This window comes from Micromonospora sp. NPDC051925 (assembly GCF_044548625.1).
Classification (GTDB): Bacteria; Actinomycetota; Actinomycetes; order Mycobacteriales; family Micromonosporaceae; genus Micromonospora.
The window spans coordinates 335,837-348,409 of sequence record NZ_JBIUCH010000003.1; the positions used below are offsets into that span (position 1 = coordinate 335,837).

Below are 12,573 nucleotides of genomic sequence, written 5' to 3' on the forward strand. Positions count from 1 at the left end.
TCCCGTTCACGGCGTCGGGCCCGGCACCCCAGGAAGGGATGCCGGGCCCGACGATGCTGCCGGTGCTCAGGCCTTGTTCTCGGTGGCCTCGTCGCTGTCCTCGCGGGCGGCGGCGGTGTCACCCGACGCCGAGACCGGTGCCTCGGAGTCCTGGTCGGCCGGGGCCGCCGGGGTCTCCTCGGCCGGGGCGAGGGCCTCGACCTTGTCCTGCTGGGCGGTCTTGCGGGCGGCGGTCTTCTTGTTCGCCTTGGGCTCGGCGACCTGAAGCTCCTCGACCAGCTCGATGATCGCCATCGGAGCGGCGTCACCCTTGCGCGGACCGGTCTTCACGATCCGGGTGTAGCCACCGTTGCGGTTGGCGTACCGGGGCGCGATCTGGTCGAACAGGGAGTAGACCACGTCCTTGTCCTTGACGACGCCCAGCACCCGACGCCGCGAGGCGAGGTCGCCACGCTTGGCCTTGGTGATGAGCTGCTCGGCCAGCGGACGCAGCCGCCGGGCCTTCGTCTCGGTGGTCTGGATCTTGCCGTGCTGGAACAGCGCGGTGGCCAGGTTGGCCAGCATCAGCCGCTCGTGCGCGGGGCTGCCGCCGAGGCGGGGGCCCTTGGTGGGCGTGGGCATGCTTGGTGCTCCTCAGGTGTGGCGGCAGCGCGGACTAGAGCTGCTCGGTCTCGCGATAGTCGTCGGTGTCGTAGTCGGCCTCGCCGAAGGCGTCCACGACGTGTGCCGGGTCGAAGTTCGGGGCCGAGTCCTTCAGCCCCAGACCCATCCCGGCGAGCTTCATCTTGACCTCGTCGATCGACTTCTGACCGAAGTTCCGGATGTCGAGGAGGTCGGCCTCGGTACGCCCGATCAGCTCACCAACGGAGTTGATGCCCTCGCGCTTGAGGCAGTTGTAGGAGCGGACGGTCAGGTCCAGCTCCTCGATCGGCAGGGCCAGGTCCGCCGCCAGCTGGGCGTCCTGCGGGGACGGCCCGATGTCGATGCCCTCGGCGGTCTCGTCGAGCTCCCGGGCCAGCCCGAAGAGCTCCACCAGCGTCGAACCGGCGGAGGCCAGCGCGGTACGCGGGCCCATCGACGGCTTGGTCTCGACGTCGATGATCAGCCGGTCGAAGTCGGTCCGCTGCTCGACACGGGTCGCCTCGACGCGGTACGTCACCTTCAGCACCGGCGAGTAGATCGAGTCGACCGGGATCCGGCCGATCTCGGCACCGGACTGCTTGTTCTGCGCCGCCGTCACGTAGCCGCGACCCCGCTCGACGGTCAGCTCCATGTCGAGCCGGCCCTTGCCGTTGAGGGTGGCGAGCTTGAGGTCGGGGTTGTGCACCGAGACACCGGCCGGGGGCTGGATGTCTCCCGCGGTGACGTCGCCCGGCCCCTGCTTGCGCAGGTACATGCTGACCGGCTCGTCGTGCTCGGAGCTGACGCAGAGCTCCTTGATGTTCATGACGAGCTCGACCACGTCCTCCTTGACCCCGGGGATCGTGGTGAACTCGTGCAGCACACCGTCGATCTTGATCGAGGTGACCGCGGCACCCGGGATGGACGACAGCAGCGTACGCCGCAGCGAGTTGCCCAGGGTGTAGCCGAAGCCGGGCTCCAGCGGCTCGATGGTGAACCGGGAGCGGGTCTCGTTGATCGACTCTTCGGAGAGAGACGGTCGCTGGCTGATGAGCATTTCTTCTCTTCTCTTCCGGGACGCCCGCTATATGACGCCCACGACACAAACTGTTCCGGTGGCCCGCCCCCGGGGGGACGGGCCACCGCAGGAGCCCTTACTTGGAGTAGAGCTCGACGATCAGCTGCTCCTGGACCTGGGTGTCGATCACCTGGCGGGCCGGGAGCGAGTGCACCAGAACCTTCATCTGGCTCGGGATCGCCTCCAGCCACGCCGGAACCGTCTTCGAGCCGGCCTGAGCCTGCGCCACGATGAACGGGGTGAGCTCCTTGCTCTTGCCCCGGACCTCGATGATGTCGTGCTCCTTGACGCGGTACGACGGGATGTCGACCTTCTTGCCGTTCACGGTGAAGTGACCGTGCTTGACAAGCTGGCGGGCCATGTCGCGCGAGTGCGCGTAGCCGGCCCGGTAGACGACGTTGTCGAGCCGCGACTCGAGGATCTGCAGGAGGACCTCACCGGTCTTGGCCTGCTTGGCCACGGCCTCCTCGTAGTAACCGCGGAACTGCTTCTCCAGCACGCCGTAGACCCGGCGGGCCTTCTGCTTCTCGCGGAGCTGGAGCAGGTACTCCGTCTCCTTCGTGCGACCGCGGCCGTGCTGCCCGGGCGGGAACGGCCGGGACTCGAACGGGCACTTCGGGCCATCGCACTTGCTGCCCTTGAGGAACAGCTTCATCTTCTCCCGCCGGCAACGGCGGCAGTCAGCACCGGTGTAACGAGCCATCTCTCTCTAACCTCTCAGACCCGGCGACGCTTCGGCGGACGGCACCCGTTGTGCGGCTGCGGGGTGACGTCGGCGATCTGGCCGACCTCCAGCCCGACGGCCTGCAGCGAGCGGATGGCGGTTTCCCGGCCGGAGCCGGGGCCCTTGACGAACACGTCGACCTTGCGCATGCCGTGCTCCATCGCCCGACGCGCGGCGGCCTCGGCGGCCAGCTGCGCGGCGAACGGGGTCGACTTACGGGAGCCCTTGAAGCCCACCTGGCCTGCGGAGGCCCAGGAGATGACCGCACCGGTCGGGTCCGTGATGGACACGATGGTGTTGTTGAACGTGCTCTTGATGTGCGCCTGCCCGTGGGCGACGTTCTTGCGTTCCTTGCGCCGGACCTTCTTGACAGCGGCTCCGGCACGAGCCTTCGGTGGCATAAGTCTGTGCGCTCCTGAATGGGTTTTGGCTTGTCGCCCCGTTGATTACGTAGACACCGGTTCCGGTTGGAGTCCGGCCTACCTCGACGGAGAACGACCAGAATTCCGGTTGAAGAATTACTTCTTGCCGGGCTTCTTCTTGCCGGCGACGGTCCGCTTCGGGCCCTTGCGGGTCCGCGCGTTGGTCCGGGTCCGCTGGCCACGCACGGGCAGGCCCCGGCGGTGCCGGATGCCGGCGTAGCAGCCGATCTCGACCTTGCGGCGGATGTCAGCGGCGACCTCGCGGCGCAGGTCGCCTTCAACCTTGTAGTTCGACTCGATGTGGTCGCGGAGCTGGACCAGCTCCTCGTCCGTGAGGTCCCGAGCGCGCTTGTCCGGCGAGATGCCGGTGGCGGCGAGCGTCTCCTGGGCACGGGTGCGACCGACCCCGAAGATGTAGGTGAGCGCGATCTCCATCCGCTTCTCGCGGGGGAGATCCACGCCGACTAGACGTGCCATGTGCGGGCGTACTCCTCGTGATGTGTTGCGGAGGTGTGGACCCGTCCCATCCCGCTACCGACCTGTCCCGTCCTTCCGACGCGGTGTGCGCCGGCGACCGGGAACGGCCGCTGCCCGAGCGGGCCCCGGCCTCCGACCGGGGGTTGGCCACGAAGGTACGCATGCGTACGTTCCGCGGCTGGGACGAGCTGGTGACGTGTTGTCGTCGGATCTGCGCGACCCGGGCCGGTCCGTCGCCCTCCGTTCGTCACGGAAGACGGGATCGGATCAGCCCTGGCGCTGCTTGTGGCGCGGGTCGGTGCAGATCACCATGACCCGGCCGTGCCGGCGGATAACCCGGCACTTGTTGCAGATCCTCTTGACGCTCGGCTTGACCTTCACGGTTGCCTTACTTCCCATCTGGCCCGGCGACGCGTTGACCGCGACTCCGGACGTCGAAGACGGACACGGGGACTTCCCGGCCGCCGTCAGGCTTACTTGTAGCGGTAGACGATGCGCCCGCGGGTCAGGTCGTACGGCGAGAGTTCGACGACGACCCGGTCCTCCGGCAGGATGCGGATGTAGTGCTGCCGCATCTTGCCACTGATGTGAGCCAGCACCTTGTGGCCGTTCGCAAGCTCCACCCGGAACATTGCGTTCGGCAGAGGCTCGATGACCCGACCCTCGATCTCGATGGCTCCGTCTTTTTTCGGCATGTACTCCGCTGTCCTGACGTCGGTTGCTCCGGACGGCCCACAACGTCTTACACGGGCCTTCCGATGGTCATCGGGGACCCGCGCCAGCCGCGGCTCCGGCTCCCACCGAAGCGCGGGGTGGGCATGCCGGAGTGGACGCTGTGCGCCGATCTGAAAGTGTACGCCCGCCCACGGGCGGTCGCCAAACCGGCCACCCGTGGCGTCACCCATCCGGACGAAACCGGACACCAGGTCGGTAGTTCCCGGGCCCGGCACCCGCCCGGCCCGGCTCCGCCGCTCCTGGTCCGCACCCGCCCCGCTCGACGTCAGCGATCGTGCCGGCGCTGCTCCCGGCGTTCCCGCCGGCGGACCGCACGGGCCGCCCGCCGCCGGTCCCACCGGGCAACGTCCCGCTCGGGCGTCCCGGTGGCGAACCCACCTGCGGTCCGGGCGAGCAACATGGCCCCCCAGGGGCCGAGCACCCATACCGGCCAGTAGAACAGCAGTTCCCGGCTGCCGACCGCGGAGATCGCCCAGATCACCGTGAAGAAGGCCGCCACCCGCAGCCAGGGCCCCCACACCTCGACCAGCCAGCGGGCCGGGACAGCGCCGGTCGGTCCCCCGCCCACCGGCTCCCCCGGTACCGCCTCCCGCCCGGGAGTCGCCGCGGAGTCCTGGTGGACCGGTCCCGGGGGCACCGCCGGGGCCGTGCCGGGCCCGACCGGGGCCAGGGCGGACCGCTGCGGGGACGCCGGCCCCGGCAGATCCGCCAGTACGGTGTCCAGCTCCGCGTAGGTCTTCGCCCCGTACGTCTGCTGCAGGCGCTCGTCGTACTCGTGCAGGTCGAGGCGGCCCTCCTCCAGGGCGACCCGGAGCCGCTCCGCCGTCGCTTCCCGGTCGGCGTCAGCCGCCCTCATCCCGTCCCGCCCCTCCATGCCGGCAAGCATGACACTGCGGGTCCACCGCCGCCGACCCGCACACCCCGCCAACACCTGTCAGCGGCGTCGAAGCGGCCTCGAAAGCCGACCCGCCCACGTCCGTCACCTGCGCCCCACCCGCCCCACCCATCCCTGCCACCGGTCCTTTGGAGCTGATGACGTCAGCGACTCACGGCCTACCGGCGCCTGAGTCGTCCACGGCACCTCACCAGCTCCACCGGATCGGGGAGCGAACCAGCGGGTGGGTCGGGTCAGATCGCTGGGGAGCCGGCCGGCTGCCGGGCGGTCACCAGCTCGCCCAGCCGGGCCCGACCGCCGTCGAAGGCGGTCAGCACCCAGACCCCGTCCGCCAGCAACGCCATCGAGTGCTCGACGTGCGCCGCCGTCGACCGGTCCCGGGTGACCACGGTCCACCCGTCGGACAGCTCGACGGTGCGCGGTGAACCCATGGTGATCATCGGCTCGATCGCCAGCGCCATGCCGGGCACCAGGCGCGGCCCCTTGCCGGGCCGGCCGTGGTTGAGCACGTGCGGATCCTGGTGCATCTCGGTGCCGATGCCGTGCCCACCGTAGCCGTCGACGATGCCGTACCGGCCGCCTCTGCGGACCGCGCTCTCGACCGCGTGCGAGATGTCGGTGAGCCGGCCCCGACCGCTGGCGGCGCCCCGCGCGGCGGCGGCGATCCCGGCCCACATGGCGTCCTCGGCCACCGAGGCCATCTTCGACAGCGCCGGGTCGACCTCGCCCACCCCGACGGTGACCGCCGCGTCGCCGTGCCAGCCGTCCAGCACCGCGCCACAGTCGATCGAGATGAGGTCGCCCTCCCGGAGCACCTGGCTCGCGGCCGGGATCGCGTGCACCACCTGCTCGTTGACCGACGAGCAGATCGAGGCGGGGAAGCCGTGGTAGCCCTTGAACGACGGAATCGCCCCGGCCTCCCGGATGGTCGCCTCGGCGATCGCGTCGAGGTCGGCCGTACTCACCCCGGGGGCGACCGCCGCGCTCATCCGTTGCAGGGCCTCGGCGACCACCAGGCCGGCGGCCCGCATCTTCTCGATCTGGTCAGGGGTCTTCAGCTGGATGTCCAGCTGGGCACGGCGCATGGAGCGGTCACCTTTCGTTGCCGGTACACAGCGAAACAGCGGGGCACGTCGGGTACCCCGCTGTTCGCACTCTATCCGCCGGGCTCCGGCGGGAGGTCAGCCGCCGTACGAGCGCAGCGCGTCGATCGCGCGGACCGTAACGTCCTCCACCGGGCCGGTGGCGTCGATCCCGACCAGCTTGTTCTGGGCACCGTAGTAGTCGACAAGCGGCGCGGTCTTCTCGGCGTACTCGCGCAGCCGGGCCGCGATGGTCTCCGGCTTGTCGTCGTCGCGCTGGAACAGGTCGGCACCGCACCGGTCGCAGACACCCTCGCGGGTGGTCGCGTCGAACTCGACGTGCCAGATCTTTCCGCAGCCCCGGCAGGTACGCCGGCCGGAGAGCCGCCGGATCACCTCGTCGTCGTCGACCACCAGCTCCAGCACCAGATCCAGCGCGGTGCCCAGGTCGGCGAGGAGCTTGTCCAGCGCGGCGGCCTGCGGCGTGGTACGCGGGAAGCCGTCGAGCAGGAAGCCCTCGGAGGCGTCCGGCTCGGCGAGCCGGTCCCGGACCATGTTGATGGTCACCTCGTCCGGGACCAGCTTGCCCGCGTCCATGTACCGCTTCGCCTCGACTCCCAGGGGCGTCCCCTGCGAGACGTTGGCCCGGAAGATGTCACCGGTCGAGATCTTCGGCACCGAGAGGTGTGCGGCGATGAACTCCGCCTGTGTGCCCTTGCCCGCGCCCGGCGGGCCAACCAGAACGAGTCGCATCTACCGCAGGAACCCTTCGTAGTTCCGCTGCATGAGTTGGCTCTCGATCTGCTTCACGGTCTCCAGACCGACGCCGACCATGATGAGCACAGCGGTGCCGCCGAACGGGAAGTTCTGGAACTGCTGGCTGTTCAGCCAGATGAAGAAGAAGTTCGGCAGGACGGCCACGATGCCCAGGTAGAGCGCGCCCGGCAGAGTGATCCGGCTGAGGATGAAGTCGAGGTAGTCGGCGGTCGGCTTGCCGGGGCGGATGCCCGGCACGAAGCCGCCGTACTTCTTCATGTTGTCCGCGACCTCGGTCGGGTTGAACGTGATCGACACGTAGAAGTACGTGAAGAAGATGATCAGCAGGAAGTAGATCACGATGTGCAGCGGCGCGTCGGCCTGCACGATGTTGTTCTGGATCCAGGCCTGGGTCTTGCCCGGGTCGGTCTGGTCGAAGAACTGGAGCGCCAGCTGCGGCAGGTAGAGCAGCGACGAGGCGAAGATGACCGGGATGACACCGGCCTGGTTCACCTTCAGCGGGATGTAGGTGGAGGTGCCGCCGTACATCCGCCGGCCGATCATCCGCTTGGCGTACTGCACCGGGATCCGGCGCTGTGCCTGCTCGATGAAGCAGACCGCGGTGATGACCAGCAGGACCAGCACGAGCACCAGGGCGAACTTGCCCCAGCCCTCGTTGGTCTTGATCTTCCAGCCCTCGCTGGGGAGCCGGGCCGCGATCGAGGTGAAGATCAGGACGGACATGCCGTTGCCGACGCCGCGGTCGGTGATCAGCTCGCCGAGCCACATCACCATGCCGGTACCGGCGGTCATCGTCATGACCAGGATGCCGAGCGTCAGCCAGTCCGGGATGCCGGTGCCCTTGGGCACGATCGGGAACTGGTCGCAGCGGTTCTGGAAGAGCTGGCCGGAACGGGCCAGCGCCACGAACGCCGACGACTGGAGGATGCCCAGACCGAGGGTCAGGTAGCGGGTGTACTGGGTGATCTTCGCCTGGCCGGCCTGGCCCTCCTTGCGGAGCTGCTCCAGCCGGGGGATGACCACCGTCAGCAGCTGCAGGATGATCGACGCGGTGATGTAGGGCATGATGCCCAGCGCGAAGACCGAGAGCTGCAACAGCGCGCCGCCGGAGAACAGGTCGAGCAGGTTGAGCACGCCCGTGTTCTGCCCCTGCAGACTGTCGAGACACTTCTGCACGTTGCCGTACGAGACGCCGGGGCTGGGCAGAGTGGCGCCGAGCCGGTAGACCGCGATGATGCTTACTGTGAACAGCAGCTTCTTGCGCAGGTCAGGCGTACGGAACGCACTGAGAAAGGCGGACAGCAACTTCTTCCTCCTGCGCGCGGGCCGCCCGGTGGTGGTCCCTGGCGGGTCGGGGTGGGTGCCGGGCGAGTGCCCGATATCCATGGCTGGGAAGGGACTCTAACAGCCCAATCCCGCTCCGGGCAGGTGTGCCCGGCTACATAAACCAAATCCGATGTTACCCGGCGCACACTCTCCGGGTAGACCACGACGCCCGCCCAGTCACTGAGAACTGAGCGGGCGCCATGGATTGCCTGACCTACAGCTCGGTGACGGAGCCACCGGCGGCGGTGATCTTCTCCTTGGCCGACGCGCTGAACGCCTGCGCCGACACCTGGAGGGTCACCCCGCCGAGGTCGCCGGTGCCGAGGATCTTGACCGGGTGGCCCTTGCGGACCGCGCCGGCCTCGACCAGCTCCAGCGGGCCGACCTGGCCGCCGTTGGGGAACAGTTCCGCGAGCCGGTCCAGGTTGACCACCTGGAAGACGACCTTGAACTTGTTCTTGAAGCCCTTCATCTTCGGCAGGCGCATGTGGATGGGCATCTGCCCACCCTCGAACGCCGCCGAGATGTTCTTGCGGGCCTTCGAGCCCTTGGTACCGCGACCGGCGGTCTTGCCCTTGGAGCCCTCACCGCGACCCACCCGGGTCTTCGCGGTCTTGGCGCCCGGGGCGGGACGCAGGTGGTGAACCTTGATCGTCATTACTCGACCTCCTCGACCTTCACGAGGTGGCTGACCGTGAAGATCATGCCCCGAATCTCGGGACGGTCCTCCTTGACCACCACGTCATTGATCCGCTTCAGGCCGAGCGAACGCAGCGAGTGCCGCTGGTTCTGCTTCTTCCCGATCCCGGACCGGATCTGGGTGACCTTCAGGCGTGCCATCAGGATGCCACCCCCGCCCGCGACGCCAGCATGGCGGCCGGCGCGACGTCCTCAACCGGCAGGCCACGACGGGCCGCGACGGCCTCCGGGGACTCGAGCCCCTTCAGCGCCGCCACCGTGGCGTGCACGATGTTGATCGGGTTGGACGAGCCGAGGCTCTTGGAGAGCACGTCGTGGATGCCCGCGCACTCCAGCACGGCACGCACCGGGCCACCGGCGATGACGCCCGTACCGGCGGACGCCGGCTTGAGCAGCACGACGCCGGCGGCGGCCTCACCCTGGATCGGGTGCGGGATCGACTGACCGATCCGCGGCACCTTGAAGAAGTGCTTCTTGGCCTCCTCGACACCCTTGGCGATCGCCGCAGGCACCTCCTTGGCCTTTCCGTAGCCCACGCCGACCGTGCCGTCGCCGTCGCCCACGATCACCAGGGCGGTGAAGCTGAAGCGACGACCACCCTTCACGACCTTGGCGACGCGGTTGATCGCGACGACCCGCTCGAGGTGCGGGGTCTTCTCGACGGGCGCGTTTCCGCGGCCGCCCTCACGGCGGTTGTCGCGGCGACCACCCTCGTTGCCACCGGACCCGCCGCCACGGCGCTGTTGACCTGGCATCAGCAGCCTTCCTTATCTCTCGTGACGGGGTTTCTAGAACTCGAGCCCGGCTTCGCGGGCGGCGTCGGCAAGCGCGGCGACCCGCCCCGCGTACCGGCTGCCACCGCGGTCGAAGACGACCTTGGACACACCGGCGGCCTTGGCCCGCTCGGCGAGCAGGCTACCGACCTTGCCGGCCAGGGCGCTCTTGTCGCCCTCCGCACCGCGCAGCGACGCGTCCAGGGTCGAGGCCGACGCCAGGGTGTGACCCTTGGTGTCGTCGACGACCTGGGCGACGATGTGCCGCAGCGACCGGGTGACCACGAGGCGGGGACGCTCGGCGGTGCCGCTGACGTTCTTGCGGACCCGGAAGTGTCGACGCGCACGGCCGACGGCGCGCTTGGCGGCGACGCCGCGGCGGCGCTTGAGCAACGTGGCGCTCACTTCTTACCTGCCTTTCCGGCCTTGCGGCGGATGACCTCGCCCTGGTACTTGACGCCCTTGCCCTTGTAGGGCTCCGGCGGGCGGATCTTCCGGATGTTGGCGGCGACCTCACCGACCTGCTGCTTGTCGATGCCGGCCACGTGGAACAGGGTCGGCCGCTCCACCGTGAAGGTGATGCCGTCCGGCGCGGGGACCAGCACCGGGTGCGAGAACCCGAGCGCGAACTCGAGATCCTTGCCCTTGGCCGTGACCCGGTAACCGGTGCCGGCGATCTCCAGGCTCTTGCGGTAGCCCTCGGTCACCCCGACGATCATGTTGGCGACCAGGGTACGGCTCAGGCCGTGCAGCTCCTTGGCCTTGCGCTCGTCGTTCGGCCGGTTGACGTGCAGCTGGCCGTCCTCGCCCCGCTCTGCCCTGATCGGCTCGGCGAGCGTGTGCGACAGCTCGCCCTTCGGGCCCTTGACCTTGACGGTCTGACCCTCGATCGTGATGTCGACGCCGGAAGGCACCGGGATCGACTTACGTCCAATACGCGACATTTCTACCTGTCTCCCGTTACCAGACGAAGGCGAGGACTTCCCCGCCAACGCTCCGCTTGCGGGCCTGCCGGTCGGTGAGCAGCCCCTGGGACGTCGAAATGATCGCCACGCCCAGCCCGCCGAGCACCCGCGGGAGCCCGTCCGACTTGGCGTACACCCGGAGACCGGGCTTGGACACGCGCTTGATGCCGGCCAGGCTCCGCTCCCGGTTCTGGCCGTACTTCAACTCGACGACCAGTCGCTTGCCGACGGCGCCCTCCTCGGGCTCCTCGACCAACCAGGTGGCGATGTAACCCTCGGCCTTGAGGACCTCGGCGATGTTCGCCTTGATCTTCGAGTAGGGCATCGTCACCCGGTCGTGGTACGCCTGGTTGGCGTTACGCAGACGCGTGAGCATGTCTGCGATCGGGTCGGTCATCGTCATGAATTCGTCAACCTTTCTCGCCGGGGTTCCCCGGGCACGGCCCGGGGCCTACGGCGAAGAGACAGTTCAGCTGACACGCCGAAGCGCGCCGGGCTATTACCAGGAAGCCTTGGACACGCCGGGCAGCTCACCGCGGTGGGCCATCTCCCGGATGCACACCCGGCAGAGACCGAACTTGCGGTAGACCGCCTTCGGACGCCCGCACCGCTGGCAGCGGGTGTACGCGCGAACCGAGAACTTCGGCTTCGCAGCCGCCTTGATGATCAGCGCCTTCTTGGCCATCTCAGTTCTCCTTGAACGGGAAGCCCAGGAGCTTGAGCAGCGCCCGGCCCTCGTCGTCGGTCGTGGCGGTCGTGACCACCGTGATGTCCATGCCCCGCTGGCGATCGATCCGGTCCTGGTCGATCTCGTGGAACACCGACTGCTCGGTCAGGCCGAACGTGTAGTTGCCGTGCCCGTCCAGCTTGCGCCCGTCCAGGCCGCGGAAGTCACGGATACGCGGCAGCGCGATCGACAGCAGCCGGTCCAGGAACTCCCACATCCGGTCGCCGCGCAGGGTCACCTTCGCGCCGATCGGCATGCCCTCACGCAGCTTGAACTGCGCGATCGACTTGGTGGCCCGCCGCACCTGCGGCTTCTGGCCGGTGATCGTGGCCAGGTCGCGGACGGCGCCGTCGATCAGCTTGGCGTCGCGAGCGGCCTCGCCGACACCCATGTTGACGACGATCTTGACCAGCCGCGGCACCTGCATGGGGTTGCCGAAGCTGTGCTGCTCCTGCAGCTTGGCCACGATCTCGTTGCGGTACCGCTCCTTGAGGCGCGGCAGGGTCTTGGTTTCGGTAGCCGTGGTCATCACAGGTCCTTACCGGTGCTACGCGCGATGCGGACCTTCTGGCCGTTGTCGTCGAACCGGTAACCGACCCGGGTCGGGTTCCCGTCGGAGTCCAGGACCTGCACGTTCGAGACGTGGATCGGGGCCTCCTGGGTGACGATGCCACCGGTCTTGGCGCCACGCTGGGTGGTGCTGATACGGGTGTGCTTCTTGACCCGGTTCACGCCTTCGACGAGGACCTTGTCCTGCCGCGGGTAGGACGCGATGACCTTACCCTTGGCACCCTTGTCCTTGCCGGCGATGACGATGACCGTGTCGCCCTTCTTGACCTTCACGGTCACAACACCTCCGGCGCGAGGGAAATGATCTTCATGAACCGCTTGTCCCGCAGCTCCCGACCCACCGGGCCGAAGATACGGGTGCCGCGCGGGTCCCCGCCGTCCTTGATGATGACGGCGGCGTTCTCGTCGAAGCGGATGTACGAACCGTCCGGCCGCCGCCGCTCCTTGGCGGTGCGAACGACGACCGCCTTGACGACGTCGCCCTTCTTGACACCGGCACCCGGGATCGCGTCCTTGACGGTGGCCACGATGACGTCGCCGATGCTCGCGTAGCGCCGACCGGAGCCACCGAGAACCCGGATGCACAGGATCTCCCGGGCACCCGTGTTGTCGGCGACGCGCAGTCGCGACTCCTGCTGAATCACGTCTATCTCCTATGTCTGCCGGTTCTCCGGCCGTCCTCGCGGACGGCCGGAGCCTGGC

The 12,573-nt window shown here is 68.6% G+C and carries 21 protein-coding genes; all 21 read right to left on the reverse strand.

Annotation, left to right across the window (positions count from 1 at the left end):
• Positions 1–66: 66 nt before the first annotated feature.
• The 21 genes from rplQ to rplN all read right to left on the reverse strand — a co-directional run bounded on the left by rplQ (position 67) and on the right by rplN (position 12,515).
• Positions 67–621: a 50S ribosomal protein L17 gene (gene rplQ, locus ACIG87_RS06110; protein WP_396848665.1), complete on the reverse strand. Its 555-nt coding sequence runs from the start codon at positions 619–621 to the stop codon at positions 67–69.
• Positions 622–655: 34 nt separating this feature from the next.
• Entirely contained in the window at positions 656–1,678 is a 1,023-nt protein-coding gene (locus ACIG87_RS06115; RefSeq protein ID WP_091608828.1) for a DNA-directed RNA polymerase subunit alpha, read from the reverse strand.
• Between the two features lie 97 nt (positions 1,679–1,775).
• On the reverse strand, positions 1,776–2,402 hold the full coding sequence (gene rpsD, locus ACIG87_RS06120) for a 30S ribosomal protein S4 (protein WP_067301470.1): 627 nt from the start codon (positions 2,400–2,402) through the stop codon (positions 1,776–1,778).
• A 14-nt stretch (positions 2,403–2,416) separates the two neighbouring features.
• Positions 2,417–2,824, reverse strand: coding sequence for a 30S ribosomal protein S11 (gene rpsK, locus ACIG87_RS06125; protein ID WP_030329919.1), 408 nt, complete (start codon positions 2,822–2,824; stop codon positions 2,417–2,419).
• 117 nt (positions 2,825–2,941) lie between these two features.
• The gene (rpsM, locus tag ACIG87_RS06130; RefSeq protein ID WP_091241981.1) at positions 2,942–3,322 is read right to left on the reverse strand and encodes a 30S ribosomal protein S13; all 381 of its coding nucleotides are present in this window, start codon (positions 3,320–3,322) and stop codon (positions 2,942–2,944) included.
• 267 nt (positions 3,323–3,589) lie between these two features.
• The gene (gene rpmJ / locus ACIG87_RS06135) at positions 3,590–3,703 is read right to left on the reverse strand and encodes a 50S ribosomal protein L36 (protein WP_012184307.1); all 114 of its coding nucleotides are present in this window, start codon (positions 3,701–3,703) and stop codon (positions 3,590–3,592) included.
• 92 nt (positions 3,704–3,795) lie between these two features.
• Complete coding sequence (gene infA / locus ACIG87_RS06140; RefSeq protein ID WP_007073013.1) at positions 3,796–4,017, reverse strand: translation initiation factor IF-1; 222 nt, start codon at positions 4,015–4,017, stop codon at positions 3,796–3,798.
• Positions 4,018–4,322: 305 nt separating this feature from the next.
• Positions 4,323–4,931 carry a DUF1707 domain-containing protein gene (locus ACIG87_RS06145; protein ID WP_396848668.1) on the reverse strand — a complete coding sequence of 203 codons (609 nt, stop codon included), beginning with the start codon at positions 4,929–4,931 and terminating at the stop codon, positions 4,323–4,325.
• 254 nt (positions 4,932–5,185) lie between these two features.
• Complete coding sequence (gene map / locus ACIG87_RS06150) at positions 5,186–6,037, reverse strand: type I methionyl aminopeptidase (protein WP_396848669.1); 852 nt, start codon at positions 6,035–6,037, stop codon at positions 5,186–5,188.
• Positions 6,038–6,133: 96 nt separating this feature from the next.
• Positions 6,134–6,787 (reverse strand): adenylate kinase, encoded by a 654-nt coding sequence (locus ACIG87_RS06155; protein WP_396848670.1) that lies wholly within the window; start codon positions 6,785–6,787, stop codon positions 6,134–6,136.
• Positions 6,788–8,116, reverse strand: coding sequence for a preprotein translocase subunit SecY (gene secY / locus ACIG87_RS06160; protein ID WP_396848672.1), 1,329 nt, complete (start codon positions 8,114–8,116; stop codon positions 6,788–6,790).
• 235 nt (positions 8,117–8,351) lie between these two features.
• The gene (gene rplO, locus ACIG87_RS06165; protein ID WP_088646994.1) at positions 8,352–8,795 is read right to left on the reverse strand and encodes a 50S ribosomal protein L15; all 444 of its coding nucleotides are present in this window, start codon (positions 8,793–8,795) and stop codon (positions 8,352–8,354) included.
• Positions 8,795–8,977, reverse strand: coding sequence for a 50S ribosomal protein L30 (gene rpmD, locus ACIG87_RS06170; protein ID WP_396848674.1), 183 nt, complete (start codon positions 8,975–8,977; stop codon positions 8,795–8,797). The genes rplO and rpmD overlap by 1 nt, the downstream gene beginning before the upstream one ends.
• Positions 8,977–9,591, reverse strand: coding sequence for a 30S ribosomal protein S5 (gene rpsE / locus ACIG87_RS06175; RefSeq protein ID WP_088646996.1), 615 nt, complete (start codon positions 9,589–9,591; stop codon positions 8,977–8,979). The genes rpmD and rpsE overlap by 1 nt, the downstream gene beginning before the upstream one ends.
• Positions 9,592–9,624: 33 nt before the next feature.
• On the reverse strand, positions 9,625–10,014 hold the full coding sequence (gene rplR / locus ACIG87_RS06180; RefSeq protein ID WP_067301445.1) for a 50S ribosomal protein L18: 390 nt from the start codon (positions 10,012–10,014) through the stop codon (positions 9,625–9,627).
• A complete protein-coding gene (rplF, locus tag ACIG87_RS06185) occupies positions 10,011–10,553 on the reverse strand; it encodes a 50S ribosomal protein L6 (RefSeq protein WP_067301442.1) in 543 nt (180 codons plus the stop codon). Before rplF ends, rplR begins: the two co-directional genes overlap by 4 nt.
• A gap of 16 nt (positions 10,554–10,569) precedes the next feature.
• A complete protein-coding gene (rpsH, locus tag ACIG87_RS06190) occupies positions 10,570–10,977 on the reverse strand; it encodes a 30S ribosomal protein S8 (RefSeq protein WP_067301438.1) in 408 nt (135 codons plus the stop codon).
• A gap of 96 nt (positions 10,978–11,073) precedes the next feature.
• Positions 11,074–11,259, reverse strand: a complete 186-nt coding sequence (locus ACIG87_RS06195; protein ID WP_007465272.1) for a type Z 30S ribosomal protein S14 — start codon at positions 11,257–11,259, stop codon at positions 11,074–11,076.
• 1 nt (position 11,260) lies between these two features.
• Positions 11,261–11,830 (reverse strand): 50S ribosomal protein L5, encoded by a 570-nt coding sequence (gene rplE, locus ACIG87_RS06200; RefSeq protein WP_091242008.1) that lies wholly within the window; start codon positions 11,828–11,830, stop codon positions 11,261–11,263.
• On the reverse strand, positions 11,830–12,150 hold the full coding sequence (gene rplX, locus ACIG87_RS06205; protein ID WP_357778838.1) for a 50S ribosomal protein L24: 321 nt from the start codon (positions 12,148–12,150) through the stop codon (positions 11,830–11,832). The genes rplE and rplX overlap by 1 nt, the downstream gene beginning before the upstream one ends.
• A complete protein-coding gene (rplN, locus tag ACIG87_RS06210) occupies positions 12,147–12,515 on the reverse strand; it encodes a 50S ribosomal protein L14 (protein WP_007465279.1) in 369 nt (122 codons plus the stop codon). The genes rplX and rplN overlap by 4 nt, the downstream gene beginning before the upstream one ends.
• Positions 12,516–12,573: the final 58 nt, after the last annotated feature.

Excerpts from the sequence above, each read along its gene's own strand:
- rplQ (WP_396848665.1), bottom strand. The coding sequence starts at position 621 with ATGCCCACGCCCACCAAGGGCCCCCGCCTCGGCGGCAGCCCCGCGCAC.
- ACIG87_RS06115 (WP_091608828.1), bottom strand. The coding sequence starts at position 1,678 with ATGCTCATCAGCCAGCGACCGTCTCTCTCCGAAGAGTCGATCAACGAG.
- rpsD (WP_067301470.1), bottom strand. The coding sequence starts at position 2,402 with ATGGCTCGTTACACCGGTGCTGACTGCCGCCGTTGCCGGCGGGAGAAG.
- rpsK (WP_030329919.1), bottom strand. The coding sequence starts at position 2,824 with ATGCCACCGAAGGCTCGTGCCGGAGCCGCTGTCAAGAAGGTCCGGCGC.
- rpsM (WP_091241981.1), bottom strand. The coding sequence starts at position 3,322 with ATGGCACGTCTAGTCGGCGTGGATCTCCCCCGCGAGAAGCGGATGGAG.
- infA (WP_007073013.1), bottom strand. The coding sequence starts at position 4,017 with ATGCCGAAAAAAGACGGAGCCATCGAGATCGAGGGTCGGGTCATCGAG.
- ACIG87_RS06145 (WP_396848668.1), bottom strand. The coding sequence starts at position 4,931 with ATGGAGGGGCGGGACGGGATGAGGGCGGCTGACGCCGACCGGGAAGCG.
- map (WP_396848669.1), bottom strand. The coding sequence starts at position 6,037 with ATGCGCCGTGCCCAGCTGGACATCCAGCTGAAGACCCCTGACCAGATC.
- ACIG87_RS06155 (WP_396848670.1), bottom strand. The coding sequence starts at position 6,787 with ATGCGACTCGTTCTGGTTGGCCCGCCGGGCGCGGGCAAGGGCACACAG.
- rplO (WP_088646994.1), bottom strand. The coding sequence starts at position 8,795 with ATGACGATCAAGGTTCACCACCTGCGTCCCGCCCCGGGCGCCAAGACC.
- rpmD (WP_396848674.1), bottom strand. The coding sequence starts at position 8,977 with ATGGCACGCCTGAAGGTCACCCAGATCCGGTCCGGGATCGGGAAGAAG.
- rpsE (WP_088646996.1), bottom strand. The coding sequence starts at position 9,591 with ATGCCAGGTCAACAGCGCCGTGGCGGCGGGTCCGGTGGCAACGAGGGT.
- rplF (WP_067301442.1), bottom strand. The coding sequence starts at position 10,553 with ATGTCGCGTATTGGACGTAAGTCGATCCCGGTGCCTTCCGGCGTCGAC.
- rpsH (WP_067301438.1), bottom strand. The coding sequence starts at position 10,977 with ATGACGATGACCGACCCGATCGCAGACATGCTCACGCGTCTGCGTAAC.
- ACIG87_RS06195 (WP_007465272.1), bottom strand. The coding sequence starts at position 11,259 with ATGGCCAAGAAGGCGCTGATCATCAAGGCGGCTGCGAAGCCGAAGTTC.
- rplE (WP_091242008.1), bottom strand. The coding sequence starts at position 11,830 with ATGACCACGGCTACCGAAACCAAGACCCTGCCGCGCCTCAAGGAGCGG.